Here is a 17,756-nt window from a genome sequence, read left to right on the forward strand (position 1 = left end):
TCCGTCGTTGTCGCATCAAAGCGTGGTGAAGTAGGCAGCGAGATCGTCGAAGGATTCGCTCCAGCCCTGCTGATGACCATTGCGACTCGCAACCGATTCAAAGCCGGTCTGGCGGAAGATCATGCGCGTCTTGCCCGGGCCCGCGTCCTCGAACTCGACGCGCACCAACGTTTCCGGACCGCGGTTGCCGTCGTCGTCTTCCCAGGCGTGGGTAAACACGAGCCGCTCGTTCGGCACGATTTCGCGATAGGCGCCGCTCACCCAGTGTTCCGCGCCAGTCACGTGGCGCATGCCGACACGAATCTTGCCGCCGGGACGCGGTTCCGCCTCGGCACGGATGATTTTCATGCCATGCGGCGCCCATTTGGTGGCGTGCACGGGATCGGTCCAGGCGGCATAGACAAGACGACGCGGCGCGTTGAACACACGCACGATCTCAAGTGCGAGTTCTTCGCTTGCTGCGCTCGGTGTATTTTGCAGTCTTGCGGACATTTGCTTTCTCCTGTTGCAGTTCATCGAGATAGCGCTCGAGTCGGTCGAAGCGCTGCTCCCAGTAGAGGCGGTATTGCTCGACCCATTCCGCGACGTCGCGCAGCGGCTGCGCGGCGAGCCGGCACGGTCGCCACTGCGCCTCGCGTCCGCGCGTGATCAGGCCCGCCCGCTCCAGCACCTTCAAATGCTTGGTCACCGCCGGCAACGTCATCTCGAACGGCGCGGCGAGATCATTCACCGTCGTCTCGCCTGAAGCGAGGCGCGCGAGAATGGCGCGCCTCGTCGGATCGGCGAGGGCGGAAAACGTGGTGCTGAGACGGTCGGCGGACATGTATTATACCGAATGGTTAATTTACCATATAGTAAAATACAGACCCAATCGAGTCAACCCTTGCCGAATCGTCGCTTCTTGTCGTTATTCCGCCTGCGTTGCTTCGACCTGGATGCGCAGGTTCACTTCCATCTTGAAATTGTACTTCTTGCCGGCTTCCATGCCGAAATCAGCGCGGTTGAAACTCGCAAGCGCATCGGCACCACAGCGTTCGCGCGCTTTGTGCATCGCATCGGGAATGCACTTGAACGACGCGATCTTCAAAGTCAGCGGGCGGGTCACGCCGTGCAGGGTGAACTCGCCGATGACTTCGGTCGGTGCGCCATTGCGAAAACCGGCGAGCTTGCCCTTGTAGGTCGCCGTCGGGTACTTGGCGACGTCGAACAATTCCTCGCCTTTCGCCTTCTCGTTCATCTTGTCCAGGCCGTAGTCGACGCTAGCCGTATCGACCGTGACTTCGACCGTGCCGCTCTTCGCCGCTTTGTCGAGCACGATCTTGCCCGAGGTCTTGTCGAACTTTCCGCGCCAGACGGACAGTCCGCCCATATGGTCAGCTTCGAAGCTCGGATAGGTGTGCGCCGGATCGATTTCGTAGGTCACCGGTGCCGCGTTTGCGGCAGAGGCGAGACCGAGCAGCATGAATGGCAAGATAACGCGCTTGTACATGGAATTCCTCGTGGATGAGTTGCCGGATTGCACGACTACGACGATCCGATTGCAGTGAAATCGACAAAGCCGCAATCACTATCGCACGAGGCCATTCCGCACCGGTTAAATTTTCGCATGCGCAGTATTCCTATATTGTCCCGTCCTCGACACGGCGACAATCTCGCGTGGCGTATGTCGATTTCCTTCCGATCCATTCGTCGCACGGGTAACAAACCACATAGAGTGCTCACGATGACCGAAACGAATCCCGCTCCGACACACCACGCCGACAACCACAAATGGCTCGCACTGACCGTGCTCTGCCTCGGCGTGCTGATGGACGTGCTCGACACGACCATCGTCACCGTCGCCCTGCCCTCGATCAAGAACGACCTGCACTTCGACGACACGTCGCTGGCCTGGGTGATCAACGCCTATATGCTGACCTTCGGCGGCTTCCTGCTGCTCGGCGGCCGCCTCGGCGATCTCTACGGGCATCGCAAATGGTTTCTGATCGGCATCGCCGGCTTTGCCCTGACCTCGCTCGCCTGCGGGCTCGCGCAGTCGCAGGAAATGCTGATCGTCGCGCGCGCGGCGCAGGGCATCGCCGGCGCGGTGATTGCCGCGGTCGCGCTGTCGTTGATCATGGATCTGTTTCCCGAGCCGGTCGAACGAGCCAAGGCGATGGGTGTGTACAGCTTCGTCGCCTCGGCTGGCGGCAGCATCGGCACCATGCTCGGCGGTGTGCTGACGCACGCGCTGAACTGGCACTGGATCTTTCTCGTCAACCTGCCGGTCGGCGCCGCGGTGATCGCGTTCTCGCTCAAGCTGCTGCCCGACACGCACAACGAGAAGGCCGATCCGCGCCTGGATGTGTCCGGTGCAATCACCGTCACCGCGGGCATGCTGCTCGCTGTCTACGCGGTCATCAACGGCAACAGCGCGGGCTGGGCTTCGGCGCAGACGCTGGGCCTGCTCGGCGCCGCAGTCGTGCTGCTCGCGATCTTCCTCGCGATCGAAGCGCGCGTCGCCCATCCGCTGATGCCGCTCGGCATGTTCCGCCTGCGCAACGTCTCGACCGCGAACGCGATCGGCGTGCTCTGGGCCGCAGCGATGTTCGCCTGGTTCTTCCTCTCCGCGCTGTACATGCAGCAAGTGCTCGGCTACGACCCGCTGCAGGTCGGCCTCGCTTTCCTGCCGGCGAACCTGATCATGGCCGCATTCTCGCTCGGCCTGTCGGCGAAGGTCGTGCTGCGCTTCGGCATCCGCTGGCCGATCGTGGCCGGACTCGCGCTCGCCGCGCTCGGCCTGGCGCTGTTCGCGCGCGCGCCGGTCAACGGCGGATTCGCGCTCGACATCCTGCCGGGCATGCTCCTGCTCGGCCTCGGCGCGGGCTTGGCGTTCAACCCGGTGCTACTCGCGGCGATGAGCGATGTGAACCCGAGCGAATCGGGCGTCGCCTCGGGTCTGGTCAACACGAGCTTCATGATGGGCGGCGCGCTCGGCCTGGCCGTGCTCGCGAGTCTCGCCGCCGCGCAAACCGGCAACGCGCTTGCAGCGAACGTGGACAAAATCGTCGCGATCAACAGCGGCTACCACGCGGCGTTCTTCGTCGGCGCGGTCTTTGCGTTGCTCGCCGCGGCACTCGCCGCGGTGTTCATCCGCGCCGGCGCACCCGCGGGCGATGCGATGTCCGCGCATTGATACGTGCATCGGCATTGCGCCTGCAGCGCGCCACGCGTGTAAACTGACCGCGCCCATCCCGCAACCGGCCATCACGATGAGCGAAGAAGACAACTACGAAGAACAATGGTGGATCGCCTCGCTCGGCGATGCGCTGGTCTGGGCACGCATGCGCGTGCTCGAATCCGGGGTCGCCGAAGTGTTCAATGCCGAAGGCGAGACGCTGCGCTACGACGACGAGGATGCCGCGAACATGGCGTTGCTCGACGCCGAGTTCCGTGCCTTCGACGGCCTCGACGACGACGACGCGATGACGATGGGCTTCGAGCTCGATTCGATCGAACCGCCCAATGGCGAAAACGACGAGGAACTGCTGCCGCTGATGACCGAGAAGCTGTCAATGCGGCATTGACGGTCGCATCGACGCGATTTCGCGTCGGTGCGCGAACGCGGAGATGAAACCTCCGCAGCAAACGGACTAGCCATGGATCTCGATCTTTCCGGCAAACACGCGCTCGTCTGCGGCGGCTCGCAGGGCATCGGCCGCGCCGCGGCGATCGAGCTCGCGCGCCTCGGCGCCGACGTCACCTTGCTCGCGCGTTCGCGCGAAGGGCTCGAAGCCGCGCTCGCGGCAATGCCCGTCGTGCACGCAAATCAGCGCCACGCGAGCATCGCCGTCGACATGGGCGACCACGCGGCGCTGCGCAGCAAGGTCGAGGCGATGGTCGCCGCGCCGAATCCCGTACAGATTCTAGTCAACAACAGCGGCGGCCCGCCGGGCGGCCAGGCGCAGGGAGCGGGTGTCGAGGAATATCTCGCCGCGTTCCAGCAACACCTGATCGCGAACCAGGTCTTGCTGCAGGCGGTGCTGCCCGGCATGAAGGCCTCGGGCTGGGGACGCATCGTCAACGTGATCTCGACCTCGGTGAAGGAACCGATCCGCAACCTCGGCGTCTCCAACACGATCCGCGGCGCGGTGGCGAGCTGGGCGAAGACGCTCGCGGCCGAGCTCGGCCAATACGGCATCACGGTCAACAATGTGCTGCCCGGCTACACGAAGACGCAGCGGCTGGACCAGATCCTCGGCGAGCGCACCCGGACGACCGGCAAGAGCGAAGAGGAAATCGCCAAGACCATGCTCGCGAGCGTGCCGCTGGGCCGTTTCGCGGAGGCGTCGGAAATCGCCAACGTGATCGCGTTCCTCGCCTCGCCCGCCGCGGGCTACGTCAACGGCGTCAACGTCCCGGTCGACGGCGGGCGCACGCTGTCGCTGTGATGCGCACCGTCATCGCAGCGACGGGATTCGTCCTCGCTGCGGCGTCCTTGGCTGCCTGCACGCAGGTGGCGAAACCGCAGGTCTCCGCAGAAACGGGCAACGTGCCAGCCGAGCATGTCGGTCCCGGCACGTTCGCGCGGCTCAATGCGCTGCAGCGCGAAGCGAATTCGCTCAGCTCGCCGCTCGCCGTGCACGAGTTCTACCGCAGGCGCTACGACGAAAGCGAAGGCGGCCTGCGCAACCTGATCGCTCAGGTGCGCGCCGCGAACGACTCCGAACTCGGCGACTACGAAACTGCGGTGCGCCGCTTCCCGTTCGGCACTCCCGGCCTGCGCGGCACGCCCGCCGCGCTGCCCGAGCGCGAACGCTATCGCGCCGTCGACGCCGCCGACGGCATCGCCGAACGGGCGCTCGGACGCCGCATCGTCGTCGTCAACGAGGCGCACCACGTCGCGCAGACCCGCCTGCTGACGCTGCAATTGCTGCCGAAGCTGCGCGCGTCCGGCTACACCCATCTCGCTGTCGAAGGACTCGACGAGCGCGAACGCGAACTCGACGCGCGCGGCTATCCGATCCAGGCCAGCGGCACGTACGTGCGCGAACCACTGTACGGCGAGATCGTGCGCCAGGCACTCGCCCTGGGCTACGTCGTCGTACCCTACGAGTCCTCCCGCCCCGAGGCGGACGCGGAAACGCGTGAGGAAGACCAGGCACAGCACATTGTCGAGCGCGTGTTCCGCGCCGCGCCCGAGGCGAGGCTGCTCGTGCATGCCGGTTATGCGCATGCACATGAACGCGCCGGTTATCTCGACGCCGAGCCGATGGCGCTGCGCCTGAAGCGCAAGACCGGTTTCGATCCGCTCACGGTAGACCAGACCCTGCTACGCCCGGTCGACGCTGCGCGTGAGTATCCGGACTACCGCGAGCTGCTGCGCCGTTTCGCGATCAACGTACCGAGCATTCTCGTCGCCAGCCGCGACGGCGCAGCATGGAGTCTGGAGCCTGGCTACTACGACGTTAGCGTCGTCCTGCCGCCACCGGCAACGCTCATCATCGGCCGCCCCGACTGGCTCGCGCTCGGCGGCACGCGCACGCCCATCGCAATCGACATCGATCTGGGTACCGCACACCTGCCCTGCGTGATCGAAGCGCACTACAAAGCCGAGAGCGACAAGGCCGTACCCGCCGATCGCACCCTCGTCGAGCGCAGCGGCATGCAAGCGCTGCTGTTCCTGCGCCCGGGCCACTACCGTTTGTCCGCGGTCGACGCCTCGGGCAATACGTTCGAGCGGCGCACGCTGCGCGTCGATTGAGGCAAGCTGCTGCGGAGTCCTGCTAAGCTTCGCGCATGACGACATCGCAGCCGACGAAATCCCGCCTCGCCCATCTGCTTGAACGCAACCGTACCTGGTCGCTCGACCTGCGCCAGCGAGATCCGGACTTCTTCCGCCGTCTCGCCGACCAGCAGGCGCCGAAGTATCTGTGGATCGGCTGCTCGGATTCGCGCGTACCGGCAAACCAGATCATCGACATGGCCCCGGGCGAGGTGTTCGTGCATCGCAACGTCGCCAATGTGGTCGTGCATACCGACTTGAATTGTCTTTCGACCGTGCAATTCGCGGTCGACGTGCTCAAGGTCGAACATATCCTCGTCGTCGGTCACTATGGTTGCGGCGGCGTCCGCGCCGCGCTCGAGGGCGCGCGCCTCGGCCTGGTCGACAATTGGCTGCGCCACGTCGGCGACGTCGCGCAGAAGCACGCGGCGGCGCTGGACAGGATCGATCTCCTTGCGCCGCGGCATGCGCGCCTGTGCGAACTCAATGTGATCGAGCAGGTCGTCAACGTTGCGCAGACGACCGTGGTGATGGACGCCTGGGAGCGCGGCCAGAACCTGACCGTGCATGGCTGGTGTTACAGCCTCGAAAACGGCCTGGTCAACGACCTCGGCCTTGAAATCGCGCAACATTCGCAACTGCTCGATCGGTATCATCGCGCGCTGGCGCGGCTGCACGAAAATCTGCTGCGCACCGCCTGAGGGGTCGTCTAGATGAGGCTGCAAATCCTGCTGCTATGTCTGTCGCTTGCTGCGCCAGTAATCGCGTCCGCGCAAGGCGATCCGGTCACCGAAGCCGGCCGCCGTGGCCTGTTGCGCCGCGGCCAGGAGTCGCCGACGGAACATGAGATGACCCCGGCGGAATGGCGGCGTCTGCAACTCGCCGCCGCGGACAAATCCGAGGAAATCATGCGCCGCGCGCAGAAACAGCCCGGTCTGCTCGCGCAATATGTGACCATGCAACTCGCGTACGACGAGAACAACGAGCGCGCGTTCCGCTTGATTTTCGGCCAGTACCTGTCGTGGTTCCAGACCTGGATCGGCGACTACGACGGCGCCGCGCGTTCATTCTCGATCGCCCAACCGGCACAGGCCAACGATGCGCCCTCGCCGCTCACGGGCCCCTGGCACACGCGACCCGCGGACGAGGTGATCCTCGAACTGGCGAAGGATCGCAAAGCGGTGTTTTTCAACGAAGCGCATAGCGCGCCGCTCACGCGCACGCTCACGGTGCAGCTGCTCGCGCGCTTGCGCGCACAGGGCTACACGCATTTTGCCGCGGAAACGCTGTACCTCAAGGAAGCGGAGGGACTGCGCAAGCGCGGCTATCCCACATCCAAGGTCGGCTTCTACACCGAAGAGCCAATCTACGGCGAGATGGTGCGCACCGCGCTGCGGCTCGGTTTTACCGTCATCGCCTACGACGCCGAGGATGCCGGCACCGGCGACGCACGCGAGCGCGCCGGAGCACAATCGCTGTACGACCAGGTGTTCAAGCGCGATCCGAATGCGCGCCTCGTCGTCAACGCCGGCTTCGGTCACATCCAGAAATCCGGCGACTACCTGCGCGGTTCGAGCATGGCGAAGTTCTTCAAGAAGATTTCGAACATCGACCCGCTCTGCGTGGAACAGACCATGATGATCCCGCATGCGCGCACCGATCAGGACCATCCCTGGTACGCCGCGGTGATGCAGGCCGCGCACCCGGCGCAGCCGTTCGTCTACGTCGACGCCGGCAACAAACCGTGGACGCTGAAGCCCGAGCTGTACGACGTCAGCGTGTTCTTCCCGCACACGGCGCAAAACGAAAACCGTCCGAGCTGGGTCAGCCTCGGCGGTACGCGCCTGCCCTACCCGGTCGGCAGCGACCTCTGCCGCGACCAGTTCCCGTGCATGCTCGAGGCGCGCTACACGAATGAGGGCGACGATGCCGTCGCCGCTGATCGCGCCGTGCTCAACGTGATCGACCCGAACGCACCGATGTCGCAGCGCGTGCTTTCCAACCACGGCTCGGCGCAAAGCCGGCTGTACCTGTATCCCGGCAACTACCGGGTGAACGCGCTCGACGGTCGCGGACGGATCGTATCGTCACAACCGGTCACGATCGCGCCTGGCACAACGAAACCTTGAACTGAGAACGATACAGCCGCGATCGACTGTTGATCGATCGTGGCATGTTCTTCAACCGGCAGATGGCCGCGCAGTGCGGACGTCTTGAAGTGGCGCCTATTTCGCGTTGCCGGGCGTCACTGCGTAGCGCAGCAGGCCGGCTTTCGTATCTTTCGCACCGCCGACCGCCAGATACAGCTGGCCCACTTCCGGGACCAGATACGAGGTCTTCGCGCCTTTCTCCGAAGGCACGCGTGCGATCTCCTTGTAGTGATCCGCGTCTTCTTGCGCGAACACGCCGATATAGTCGTCGCCACTGGCGTAGATGCGGCGGTTGACCGCATCGAAGACCAGGCCGTTGGTGCGGCCGGGTGCATCGAAACTGGCGACCGATTGTCCGTCGTCGGTGTTAACGACAACGAACTTGAACGGTTTGCGCGTGATGATGAACAGGCGCTTGTTCTTCTCGTCGAGATCGATCGCCGAGTTGTTCTGTCCTTCCTTCACCGGCCAAGTAGCCAAGACCTTACCCGTCTTCTTGTCGAGCACCGCGATCTCGCTGCGACCGGCGACGTTGACGAACACGCGCGAGCCGTGCTGCTCGGCGACGATGCCCTCGGTGAAATCGGTATCGAACTGGGTTTCGCTGAGCGTCTTGCCGGTGTCGGCATCGACCTGGGCGACGGTGACCTTTGGCAGCTTCTTCGGCGCATTCTTGCCGCCGACGACGAACCAGAGGCGGTTGGCAGACGCGTCGTAACTCATGACGTCGGCGCCCGGAATCAGCTTGACCGTGCTGACGACGGCGTAGGTCTTGCCGTCGAGGATCTTGCTCAGGCTTTCGTCGGCGCTGCTGACGAAGATGCGGTCCTTCTTCGCGTCGTAATAGATCGCGTGCGGCTCGCCTATATTCTTGACGGTTTTCAGATGCGCACCGTTGTGCAGGTCGAAGACCTCGAGTGAACCGCCTTCCTCGCCGGCGAGGAACAAACGATTGCCCTTGACGTCGGCACCGAAATGGTCGAAGTCGCCCTCGTAGCCAGGCAGGTCGGTGCGGCCAAGCGGCTTGAGCGGCGCTGCGCCATCGGCGAGCGCGATCGTCGGCAGCGTGAATGCGAGTGCGGCGACGAGCGCACGGATTTGGATTTTCATGCCCTTCTTCTTCCTGATCATGTTCGTGACACCCGGTGGCGAGTCCGGCCTGCGCCACGGCAGCCGCCCGCGGCGCCATGCATCGCCGCGAACGGCCCCCTGGAAACGGGGATCGCCGTCGTCGTTTCTTACTTGGCTTCGTCGAACAGCGCGTTGTAGCTCGGGATCTTCTTCGCCAGCGCGTCGCGCAGATCGTTCGCCTTCTTCAGGTAGGCCAGTTCGTCGGCGCTGTTGTTCGCATTCGCGGGCGGGTTCTTCCATGCGTACACGACGAGGCCGATGTTGTCGCCCTTGACGTCGCGCATCGGCATGAGGATCACGAATTTCTTCGGATTGTCCTTGGTTCGGTTCCAGCGTGGATCGACGATGGTGATGCCCTTCTTGGAAACATCGATGTCATCGGGATCGTCCGGATTGCCTATGCGGTCCGGATAGGAACCGGCGAACATCGTGTAGGCATCCGTCTTGCCGGGCGGCACGCCGTGCAAGGTGATGCTGAGCAGTTCCGGATGCGCGGCCATTGTTTCGTCGGACAGCTTCTGGCCCAAGATCTTGTGCGCCGGCGGCGTCCAGTTCTTCTCGGCGGCCAGAGCGGAGGCACTGCCGAATACCGCCACACTCACCAAGGCTGCGGCAAGAGCCGATTTGAATCGCTTGTTCACGAAAACCTCCCTCTCTTTGATGGATTTGTCGCATCCGGACACTGGAAGCGTGGACGCAATGTAAGCGGTGACTCTGTACGCTTCCTGTCGCGATCCTAAAAAATTTTTCAGCCGGCGCGATGCATCCGTTCCGGCCCTGGCACGCGGGCCTGAAAGCGCATTAAGGGAGCTTTCACCTTGTCGACAGGTTGGCCGGCTAGCGTTTCGCGGCCGGCTTGGGCTTGTCGCGCAAGCGAGCTACGACGGACATCCACTGGCCTGCGACATCGCGCACGGAGAAGGAACATGACGAACTGCAGCAAACCGCGAGCGTTGCCGCGGCCGGTTTTCTTCGCGGCATTGCTTGTCGCATTCGCCGCAGAACCAGCGCAGGCGCAGGCGCCTATTCCAGTCAAGGTCTATGCGCAGGAGCTCGTCGAACGCGCACTCGCTGAGCATCCCGATCTGCGCGCGCTGACGATCTATGCGACGCCGCCGAAAGCATCCGCGAGTATCGTCGTCGCCTCGACGCTCGGCCGTATCGGCAAGGCCGCCGAGGCCGCCGATATCGAGGTCGTCTCCACGGGCAAGCCGCGCTTCATCGAACGTGCCGCGAACCAGCGTGCCGAAATCGAACTGCCATTGCACGATGTCGGCGGGCAGACGATAGGCGCGCTCGACTTGGTCTTCGCGACGCCGGCCGGAACCCATCGCGCCGCGCTTGAGAAGAATGCCGGAGCGCTCCGCGATGCGCTCGCACGACGCCTGCTCAACCTCGCCAATCTGACCGAGCCGTTCCCCTATGTCGCTTCGGCGACGACGCGCTCGCGCGCACAGACGCTGATCGAGGAAGCGTTGCGGCGCCATCCCGAGGTGACCGTGCTCGCGCTGCGCGCGAAAGGTCCGCCGCAGAATGAATTGATCCTGCTCGGCTCGACCTTCGGCCGCCACGGCAAAGCCGCCGACGACGACGACATGAAGGTGCTCGATGCACGCGCGCCGATCACCGGCCTGTATTCCAACGGCAAGCGTTTCGGCGCGGATCTGGCGCTGCGCGACCGCAGCGGCAGCGCAATCGGCACGATGAATGTCGGCTATGCCTACAGCGACGGCGATGACAAGAAAGTGTTGGAAACAAAGGCCGTCGCTTTGCGCGACGAGATCCAGGCGCGCATCAGCGATGCCTCCACGCTTGGGGAAATCGACCCGTGAGCATTCGCCATGAATCGCGTTTTCGTGTTTTTTTGGCGACGTTGGCGGTCTGGACCGGCGCTGTTCATGCTCCATCTGCAACGGCGGCATCCGATACAGTCGCGATAAACAGCATCGGCGCCGCCACGATGGGCCCGCTGATGGATGCCTGGATGCAGGCGCTGCACGCGCAGCATCCGGAAATAGCGCGCGGCGCGCGTTGGCAGCACGTCGGCGATGCCGCCGCGATCGGGGCGTTGATGTTCGAGCAGGCGGACCTCGCGCCGATCACGCGTTCGTTCGAGAAGGAAGAGATAGCGCCCTACGTGCACCAGTTCGCCGGCGACATGATGAAGGCGCCGCTGACCGTGCGCGTCGCCTCGCGCGACGGCAAGCCGGTGTTCCTCGCTTTCAACAAGCGCCCGGACACGCCTCCCGTGCCGGCCGTGACCGCATTCGTGCGCTTCGCGCTCAGTGCCGAAGGACAAAAAATCGTCGCCCGGACCCCCGGATTCGAATCGCTGGCAGCGGATGACATCAAGCAGGAACTGGCAAAGATCGCCGGCTATGTCGCCAAGCTCGATCCCGCACTGCCGGTCTACAAAGCGGGCACGCCGCTGCACCGCGATATCCGCAGCGTCGGCAGCGACGGCATGAAGTCGTTGATGGAGCGCTGGATGCACGATTTCCACGCGCTGCAGCCCGGCGTGCGCAAGGGCGATCCTTGGGAGCATCTGGGCACGCTCAACGGCTTCAACGCGCTCATGGTCGGCATGACCGATCTCGCGCCGATGGGCCGCGAGCTCTGGCCTGACGAAGCCGCCGCGTTCGCCGACTTGCATAAAGGAGAAAAGTTGCTCGAGATCCGTGTCGCGCGTGGTGGCTTCAACACGCTGCAGCGCACGACAGCGCAGGCGATCTTCGTCAACGCGAAGAATCCGCTCAAGCAGATCACGCTGGCGCAACTCAAGGCCGCGTTCGGCAAGAATCCGACGATCACACGCTGGGGCCAGCTCGGCCTCGCCGGTGAATGGGCCGACAGACCAATCACGCTCGACGCGCCGCCGCTGGTCGCGCCGAATGCGATGTCGATGCAGTTCATGGTGCTGCACGGCGGTGAGTGGAGCGAAGGCGTGCATCAGGCTTCGATTGCCGACACGGCGCAGGCGATTGCGACCGAACCCGGCGCGCTAGGCTTCGGCGGCCTCGAGGAAGGCGGCCCCGGCCTGCGCGCCGTGCCGGTCGCGCGCGATGCGAACGGCGCAGCGATCGAGATCAATGCCGAGACCACATCGAGCGGCCGCTATCCGTTGACGCGCTACATGTACATCCGCTTGCGCCATACACCGGACCAGCCTCTGCCCGCGCCGATCAGGGAATTCCTGCGCTACGTGCTGAGCCGGCAAGGCCAGTCGCCGATTCCGTATTCCGGCTACTTCCCGCTGAACGCGGGCGAAGTGCGGGAAGAACTCGCAAAGCTCGAATAAGCCGGCTCAGATCGGCACTTCGAAAATTGCCTTCACTGTCCAATTGTCTGCGGCTGGGCTGAGGCCGCGGCCGATGCCGATGTTGAACGGCAGCGGACCCTTGTCGACATCGGCGGTGACGTACAACGTGTGGTTCTGTTCGTTCCATGGACTGAAGTGCTTCACGCCGCCGAAGTCAGCGTAGTACTCACCGCCGAGCATCACGCCGTCGGCGACCTTGCGCCCGACTTTGATGCCGACGTCGAAGTTCGGATTGCCGCGATCGAAGCCGGGCGAGAGATCGAAGCCGAAGGTCGGGTTGACCGAGACGAGCCAGTCCTCGTTGCGCCAGCCGAAGATCGTGCGTACCTCGGCCGCCTGGCGCGACTGCGAATAGCGCTGCTGCAGGTTACCCCATTCGAAGTTCACACCGGCGAACGCGCCGCCGCCTTCCGGCGCCTTCAACGGCATCCACTTCAGACGAAGCTTGTAACCGGCCAGATCGCCATGACCGTTCGACTCGAAGTTCGTCGGCAGGTACAGCCCGGCCTCAAACGTGTCACTGAGGCCGTAGGAAAACTCCGCAGTCAGGCGCGTGCCATGCTCGGGCGTGACCTCGCCGGGATAATCGGCTTGCGAACGCCCGTCGGGCGTGGTGTTGACGTGCAGCTCCAGGCCGAACTGGCCGGGTTTGTTGATATCGTCGGTATACACCTGGATCTCGTCCTCGAGCTCGGCACGCGCACTCGCGGCGACGAGCGCGAGCGCGGCGCACAGACCGGCGCGCAGGCACGATACTTTTTTTGAACGGTACGGTGACTTCTTCATGTAGTTCACAGGTCCAGAACGAGAGTGGCGCTGCGCGCGCGCGAACAGCACGGCGTGAAGCGGTCGTTGCGCGCGCGCTCTTCCGCGGTGAGGATGCGATCGCGGTGGTCCGGTTCGCCGGCAAGCACCCCGGTGAGGCAAGTGCCGCAGACGCCCTGCTCGCAGGAGCGCGGCAGCACGATGCCATTCGCGGCGAGCACCTCGAGCACGCTCGCGTTCTTGCCGACCGAATAGCTCTTGCCCGAGCTTGCGAGCTTGACGACGAAGTCGGTGTCGTTCGCCGAGCGCAGCAGGTCGGCGGAAAAATATTCGCGATGAAGGTTCTGCTCTTTCCATCCGGCGCGGTTCGCGGCGAGCAGCGCTGCGTCCATGAAGCGTGTCGGCCCGCAGACGTACAAGTGCGTTCCTGCATCGGGCCGCGCAAGCACGTCATCCAGGTTGGTCCGCCGCTCCGGCACTCCTTGGCTGAAATGGAACTGCGCGCGATCGGCAAACGCCGATCGTTCGATTCGCCCAAGGAAAGCCGCGTGCTCGCGCGAACGTGCCCAGTAGTGCAAGCGGAAATCGGCCCCGGTATTGGCCAGGCGTTCGGCCATGCACAGGATCGGCGTGATGCCGATGCCCGCGGCGAGCAGCAGCGAGCGTTCCGCCCCGTGCGCGAGCGGAAAATGGTTGCGTGGCTCGCCGATGCGGATCAGATCGCCTTCATCGACTTCCTCGTGCATCGCGCGCGAGCCGCCACGCGAGTCGTTCGTGCGCAATACGCCGATCAGGTAGCGATGCGTTTCGCGTGGGTCGTTGCACAGCGAATACTGGCGCACGAGTCCGTCGCGCACCTGCACGTCGATGTGCGCGCCGGCGGAGAACGAAGGCAAGGCGGCGCCATCCGGATCGGCCAGCTCGAACGTGCAGATGTTCGCCGCCTCGACCGACTTGCGCACGATGCGCACCTGGCGCGGCAGCCGCGACGGATCGCGCTGCGCACGGCGCAACCAGCTGCGTATGCCGGTGTAACCGAGCACGGGCACGCAAAGCACGCCGAACAACAGCAGCGCCTGTCCGACCCAGCCGCCGACGTAACCGGTGTGGATCGACAGCGTCCAGAAATACAGACGATGGCCGAGGCTGCTCGCGGCGTAGGGCGTAAAGCTCAGGGTGTCGCCCGTGTAGGCGTCGAGCGCGATCAACGTGCGCGCGTTCGGGTGTGGCGCATCGAGGTCGATCGCGTAGATTTCGACCGGATCTTCGGCGCGCAGCGGAAAATGCAGCAGCACCTCGCGCGTCTGCGCATCGAGCGCCTGCACCTTTTGCCAGATCGCTTGCATCGGCAGCCGCTGCGTGCCTGGCGCGACTTCGTGCGAGGCCTGCGGATGTTCCGGCAGCGGCGAGCCGGTCAGCCGGTAGACCGCGTTGCGATACCAGTCGAAGGACTGCGGCAATCCGGTCAGCACGAGCAGAAGCACGATTGCGGCCGCGTACGGTCCGACCGTTTTATGCAATGCAATATGGCTCGCCGCTCCGCGCGCGCGTGGTGTGCGCAGCGCGAGAGCGCGTCGCGCACCGCGCCAAGTACCGGGCCACCAGAGCACGAGGCCGCCGATGACGAGCACGAGTCCGAACACGATCGCGCTGCTGCCGACGACGAGATTGCCGTTCGGCACGAAGCGGAAACGATGCAGCTGCTCGAGCATGCCGAACGGACCGCTATAGCGTCCGCGCTGGCCGAGCACTTCGCCGGTGCACGGGTTCAGATAGACGAACATCTGATCGGTGAAGCGGATCATCGCCGCCGGCATGCGCGCCTCACCGGGCTCGCCGGCAATCAGGCGGATGTAGTCGAGCTTGCCTTTCGGATACGTCTTGACCGCGTTCGCGGTCAGCGCATCGAGTGAAACGCGCGCGGCGCAGGTCGGCACGCTGAGCAGATCGCGGTCGAGCGGCGTTTCCAATTGCTTGCGCCACACGAGCATGCTGCCGGTGAGCGCCATCCACATGATCACGAAGCCGACGCTCAGGCCGACCCAGCGATGGACCGGACGCAATACACGGCGCAGTGCGATCATCGTATCGCCACCTTCAATGCTGCGCCTTGAGCGCCTTGTCGACGAAGACGTTGGTGTAGGTCTGCTTCACGTCGACCGCCTTGTACTTGGGATTAGCCTCGGCGAGCACGCGCCACTCGCCGACCGCGCCGTCTTCGGGCATGCGGCCGTCGTTGGCGAACATCGGGATCTGTTCCTTGAGCACCTTGAGGTAATCGTCGCCGTATTGCTTGCGCACGTCGGGCGGAATCTTCTCCATGATTTCCTCGGGTGTGTGCGTGTTGATGAACTTGAGCGTGCGCACGAAGGCGTTGGCAAGATGCTGTGCGATCTCGGGCTTCTCCTTCACCTTTGCGCTGGTCATGAAGATCGTGTTCGACGGGAACGGCGCGCCGAGCGCCTTGCGCGTGCCGTCGAGCGTGGTCAGGTCGGCGAACTGGGTGGCGGCGCCCTGCCCTTCGTAGAAGAATCCGTCCGGTGTCGGCGCGACGACGAGGTCGGCCTTGCCCTCGCGCAGCAACTGTGCGTTCGCGTCCTTGCCTTCGGTGCCGGTGCGCGTGTACTCGTCGAGCTTGTGGCCGCCGGCGAGCACGAGGTAATTCGCGATCGTCGTCTTCGCAGAACCGGCGCCGCCGGAAATGACGCGGCTGCCTTTAAGGTCGGCAGGCTTTTTGTACTTGTCGCGCGCCGAATTGGCGACGAGCACACGCATGCCCGGCGTCACGCCGAGCGTTACCACGGCCTCGATCTCCTTGCCTGCGGCGCGCTGCACGATGTTGTGGTGGTAGTAAGCCATGATCGCGTCGACACGGCCGTCCATGAGCATGTCCATGTACGGCTCTTCGTTGCGCACGTTCATCACGGTCACATCGACGCCCTCGTCGCGAAAATAGCCGAGGTGTTCCGCTATCAGCACCGGAAACGAGCGGATCTGCCGGACCTCGTCGACGAGCAGGACGATGCGCTCGCGCGGCGCCGACAAAGCGGGAGCAGCGGCTGCGACGTTGAATAGACAGAACAGGAGGGCGATCAGACCTTTCATGTCATCTCTCTGGATTGCGCCGCGAGTCTGGGGCACGAACCTGAAAGGGAGATTAAAAAAAGCGCACTGACAAGTACCTGACGCAAGACGCCGGGCGACTTCAGTCGAGCTGCAAAATTGCACGTCGCAGCGCCGCGACGAGCTGGTCGATGTGCTCCGGCTCGATGATCAGCGGCGGCGACAGCACGATGCCCTCGCCAGCCATGCGAATCGCGACGCCCTGCTCGAGACAGGCGCGATGGCAGGCGTAGGAACGTGCGCCCGGTTTGCCGGGAACCGGTTCGAAGTCGATCGCGGCCATCAGCCCGATGCAGCGAATATCGACGACGTGCGGCAGACCTTGCAGCGAATGCACCGCTTCAGCGAACGCCGGCGCGATGGCCGCCGCACGCTCGAACAGGCCTTCCTGAGCGTAAACGTCAAGCGTGGCCAACCCTGCAGCGCAGGCCAGCGGATGTCCGGAATAGGTGTAACCGTGCGGCAACTCGATCGCGGACACCGGCCCCTGCATCAGCGCCTCGTACACGCTGCCGCGCACGAGCACGGCACCCATCGGCACGCAACCGTTGGTCAGGCCTTTCGCGCAAGTGATCATGTCGGGCACGACGCCGAACTTGTCCGCGGCGAACGCGTGGCCAAGCCGGCCGAACGCGGTGATCACCTCGTCGAAGATCAGCAGGATGCCGTACCGGTCGCAGATCTCGCGCAACCGGCGTAGATAATCGAGCGGCGGAAGCAAGACGCCGGTCGAACCCGCCACGGGTTCGACGATCACCGCGGCGATCGTCGACGCGTCGTGGAGCTGCACGAGGCGAACGAGATCGTCGGCCAGATGCGCGCCCCACGAGGGCTGCCCTCGCGTGAACGCGGTCTCTGCCCGGTTGTACGTATGCGGCAGGTGATCCACGCTCGCGAGCAGGTTGCCGAACGGCTTGCGATGGCCGGCATGGCCGCCGACCGAGATGCCGCCGAAGCCGACGCCATGGTAACCGCGCTCGCGTCCGATCAAGCGCGTTCGCCCGGCGTGGCCTTTGGCATGGTGAAAGGCCAGCGCGATCTTCAGCGCGGTGTCGACCGCCTCCGAACCCGAATTGGTGAAAAACACCTGTTCGAACCCCTGCGGCGCAAGCGCGACGAGGCGCTCAGCGAGTTCGAATGCGCGCGGGTGGCCATACTGGAACGAGGGCGCGTAGTCGAGCTCGGCCGCCTGCTTCGCAATCGCCTGCGTGATGTGGGGATGCGCGTGGCCGGCATTGACGCACCAGAGACCCGCCATCGCATCGAGCATTTTCTCGCCCGACGGCGTGTAGTAGTACATGCCCTGCGCACGCTCGAACAGGATCGGATCGCTCTTGAAGCGGCGGTTGGACGTGAACGGCATCCAATAAGCCCGCGTGCCTGCGGGATCGACAGCTTTGTTCGCGGGGGAATTCATTGTGGAGTTCGCGAGCCGGGAAGGGTTGTGAGCCGCATGATTGCATTTTTTGACGGAAAATACAATTTATGGAGACAGACTCAAGCC

The 17,756-nt window shown here is 64.3% G+C and carries 17 protein-coding genes; 8 read left to right on the forward strand and 9 right to left on the reverse strand.

The window, feature by feature from the left end; all coding sequences use genetic code 11:
• Positions 1-15: 15 nt before the first annotated feature.
• The 3 genes from F455_RS0110850 to F455_RS0110860 all read right to left on the reverse strand — a co-directional run bounded on the left by F455_RS0110850 (position 16) and on the right by F455_RS0110860 (position 1,489).
• On the reverse strand, positions 16-492 hold the full coding sequence (locus F455_RS0110850) for an SRPBCC family protein (protein ID WP_033409786.1): 477 nt from the start codon (positions 490-492) through the stop codon (positions 16-18).
• Positions 437-823 carry an ArsR/SmtB family transcription factor gene (locus F455_RS0110855; RefSeq protein WP_018973312.1) on the reverse strand — a complete coding sequence of 129 codons (387 nt, stop codon included), beginning with the start codon at positions 821-823 and terminating at the stop codon, positions 437-439. The genes F455_RS0110850 and F455_RS0110855 overlap by 56 nt, the downstream gene beginning before the upstream one ends.
• Positions 824-907: 84 nt before the next feature.
• A complete protein-coding gene (locus F455_RS0110860; protein ID WP_018973313.1) occupies positions 908-1,489 on the reverse strand; it encodes a YceI family protein in 582 nt (193 codons plus the stop codon).
• Positions 1,490-1,723: 234 nt separating this feature from the next.
• Here F455_RS0110860 and F455_RS0110865 point away from each other — a divergent pair, with 234 nt between their 5' ends.
• From F455_RS0110865 to F455_RS0110890, 6 genes are all read left to right on the forward strand, one after another.
• Positions 1,724-3,175: a DHA2 family efflux MFS transporter permease subunit gene (locus tag F455_RS0110865; protein WP_033409894.1), complete on the forward strand. Its 1,452-nt coding sequence runs from the start codon at positions 1,724-1,726 to the stop codon at positions 3,173-3,175.
• Between the two features lie 76 nt (positions 3,176-3,251).
• A complete protein-coding gene (locus F455_RS0110870; protein ID WP_018973315.1) occupies positions 3,252-3,566 on the forward strand; it encodes a hypothetical protein in 315 nt (104 codons plus the stop codon).
• A gap of 72 nt (positions 3,567-3,638) precedes the next feature.
• Complete coding sequence (locus tag F455_RS0110875) at positions 3,639-4,430, forward strand: SDR family oxidoreductase (protein WP_018973316.1); 792 nt, start codon at positions 3,639-3,641, stop codon at positions 4,428-4,430.
• Positions 4,430-5,743 (forward strand): hypothetical protein, encoded by a 1,314-nt coding sequence (locus tag F455_RS20555; protein ID WP_018973317.1) that lies wholly within the window; start codon positions 4,430-4,432, stop codon positions 5,741-5,743. Before F455_RS0110875 ends, F455_RS20555 begins: the two co-directional genes overlap by 1 nt.
• 35 nt (positions 5,744-5,778) lie before the next feature.
• The gene (gene can / locus F455_RS0110885; RefSeq protein ID WP_018973318.1) at positions 5,779-6,465 is read left to right on the forward strand and encodes a carbonate dehydratase; all 687 of its coding nucleotides are present in this window, start codon (positions 5,779-5,781) and stop codon (positions 6,463-6,465) included.
• Positions 6,466-6,477: 12 nt separating this feature from the next.
• Entirely contained in the window at positions 6,478-7,893 is a 1,416-nt protein-coding gene (locus tag F455_RS0110890) for a hypothetical protein (RefSeq protein WP_018973319.1), read from the forward strand.
• A gap of 96 nt (positions 7,894-7,989) precedes the next feature.
• On the opposite strand, the gene F455_RS0110895 is transcribed toward F455_RS0110890, so the two are convergent.
• Together F455_RS0110895 and F455_RS0110900 are read right to left on the reverse strand one after the other, a co-directional pair.
• Positions 7,990-9,024, reverse strand: a complete 1,035-nt coding sequence (locus F455_RS0110895) for a YncE family protein (protein ID WP_033409900.1) — start codon at positions 9,022-9,024, stop codon at positions 7,990-7,992.
• Between the two features lie 128 nt (positions 9,025-9,152).
• Complete coding sequence (locus F455_RS0110900) at positions 9,153-9,686, reverse strand: hypothetical protein (protein ID WP_018973321.1); 534 nt, start codon at positions 9,684-9,686, stop codon at positions 9,153-9,155.
• 285 nt (positions 9,687-9,971) lie between these two features.
• On the opposite strand from F455_RS0110900, the gene F455_RS0110905 reads away from it, so the two are divergent.
• A complete protein-coding gene (locus F455_RS0110905; RefSeq protein WP_018973322.1) occupies positions 9,972-10,877 on the forward strand; it encodes a hypothetical protein in 906 nt (301 codons plus the stop codon).
• Between the two features lie 128 nt (positions 10,878-11,005).
• The gene (locus F455_RS0110910) at positions 11,006-12,343 is read left to right on the forward strand and encodes a PstS family phosphate ABC transporter substrate-binding protein (RefSeq protein WP_018973323.1); all 1,338 of its coding nucleotides are present in this window, start codon (positions 11,006-11,008) and stop codon (positions 12,341-12,343) included.
• 6 nt (positions 12,344-12,349) lie between these two features.
• On the opposite strand, the gene F455_RS0110915 is transcribed toward F455_RS0110910, so the two are convergent.
• The 4 genes from F455_RS0110915 to aptA form a co-directional block, all read right to left on the reverse strand.
• The gene (locus tag F455_RS0110915) at positions 12,350-13,150 is read right to left on the reverse strand and encodes a hypothetical protein (protein ID WP_051084195.1); all 801 of its coding nucleotides are present in this window, start codon (positions 13,148-13,150) and stop codon (positions 12,350-12,352) included.
• A gap of 5 nt (positions 13,151-13,155) precedes the next feature.
• On the reverse strand, positions 13,156-15,213 hold the full coding sequence (locus F455_RS22480; RefSeq protein ID WP_018973325.1) for a PepSY domain-containing protein: 2,058 nt from the start codon (positions 15,211-15,213) through the stop codon (positions 13,156-13,158).
• Positions 15,214-15,226: 13 nt separating this feature from the next.
• On the reverse strand, positions 15,227-16,234 hold the full coding sequence (locus F455_RS0110925; protein WP_018973326.1) for an ABC transporter substrate-binding protein: 1,008 nt from the start codon (positions 16,232-16,234) through the stop codon (positions 15,227-15,229).
• A 100-nt stretch (positions 16,235-16,334) separates the two neighbouring features.
• Positions 16,335-17,669 carry an omega-aminotransferase AptA gene (gene aptA, locus F455_RS0110930; protein WP_018973327.1) on the reverse strand — a complete coding sequence of 445 codons (1,335 nt, stop codon included), beginning with the start codon at positions 17,667-17,669 and terminating at the stop codon, positions 16,335-16,337.
• Between the last annotated feature and the right edge of the window lie 87 nt (positions 17,670-17,756).

The sequence above is a fragment of the Rudaea cellulosilytica DSM 22992 genome, assembly GCF_000378125.1.
GTDB classification, from domain to species: Bacteria; Pseudomonadota; Gammaproteobacteria; order Xanthomonadales; family Rhodanobacteraceae; genus Rudaea; species Rudaea cellulosilytica.

Bases quoted from the DNA above. Each gene is read 5' to 3' on its own strand.
- can (WP_018973318.1), top strand. From the start codon at position 5,779: ATGACGACATCGCAGCCGACGAAATCCCGCCTCGCCCATCTGCTTGAA.
- F455_RS20555 (WP_018973317.1), top strand. From the start codon at position 4,430: ATGCGCACCGTCATCGCAGCGACGGGATTCGTCCTCGCTGCGGCGTCC.
- F455_RS0110890 (WP_018973319.1), top strand. From the start codon at position 6,478: ATGAGGCTGCAAATCCTGCTGCTATGTCTGTCGCTTGCTGCGCCAGTA.
- F455_RS0110855 (WP_018973312.1), bottom strand. From the start codon at position 823: ATGTCCGCCGACCGTCTCAGCACCACGTTTTCCGCCCTCGCCGATCCG.
- F455_RS0110895 (WP_033409900.1), bottom strand. From the start codon at position 9,024: ATGAAAATCCAAATCCGTGCGCTCGTCGCCGCACTCGCATTCACGCTG.
- aptA (WP_018973327.1), bottom strand. From the start codon at position 17,669: ATGAATTCCCCCGCGAACAAAGCTGTCGATCCCGCAGGCACGCGGGCT.
- F455_RS0110915 (WP_051084195.1), bottom strand. From the start codon at position 13,150: ATGAAGAAGTCACCGTACCGTTCAAAAAAAGTATCGTGCCTGCGCGCC.
- F455_RS22480 (WP_018973325.1), bottom strand. From the start codon at position 15,213: ATGATCGCACTGCGCCGTGTATTGCGTCCGGTCCATCGCTGGGTCGGC.
- F455_RS0110870 (WP_018973315.1), top strand. From the start codon at position 3,252: ATGAGCGAAGAAGACAACTACGAAGAACAATGGTGGATCGCCTCGCTC.
- F455_RS0110860 (WP_018973313.1), bottom strand. From the start codon at position 1,489: ATGTACAAGCGCGTTATCTTGCCATTCATGCTGCTCGGTCTCGCCTCT.
- F455_RS0110865 (WP_033409894.1), top strand. From the start codon at position 1,724: ATGACCGAAACGAATCCCGCTCCGACACACCACGCCGACAACCACAAA.
- F455_RS0110850 (WP_033409786.1), bottom strand. From the start codon at position 492: ATGTCCGCAAGACTGCAAAATACACCGAGCGCAGCAAGCGAAGAACTC.
- F455_RS0110910 (WP_018973323.1), top strand. From the start codon at position 11,006: ATGGGCCCGCTGATGGATGCCTGGATGCAGGCGCTGCACGCGCAGCAT.
- F455_RS0110905 (WP_018973322.1), top strand. From the start codon at position 9,972: ATGACGAACTGCAGCAAACCGCGAGCGTTGCCGCGGCCGGTTTTCTTC.
- F455_RS0110925 (WP_018973326.1), bottom strand. From the start codon at position 16,234: ATGAAAGGTCTGATCGCCCTCCTGTTCTGTCTATTCAACGTCGCAGCC.
- F455_RS0110875 (WP_018973316.1), top strand. From the start codon at position 3,639: ATGGATCTCGATCTTTCCGGCAAACACGCGCTCGTCTGCGGCGGCTCG.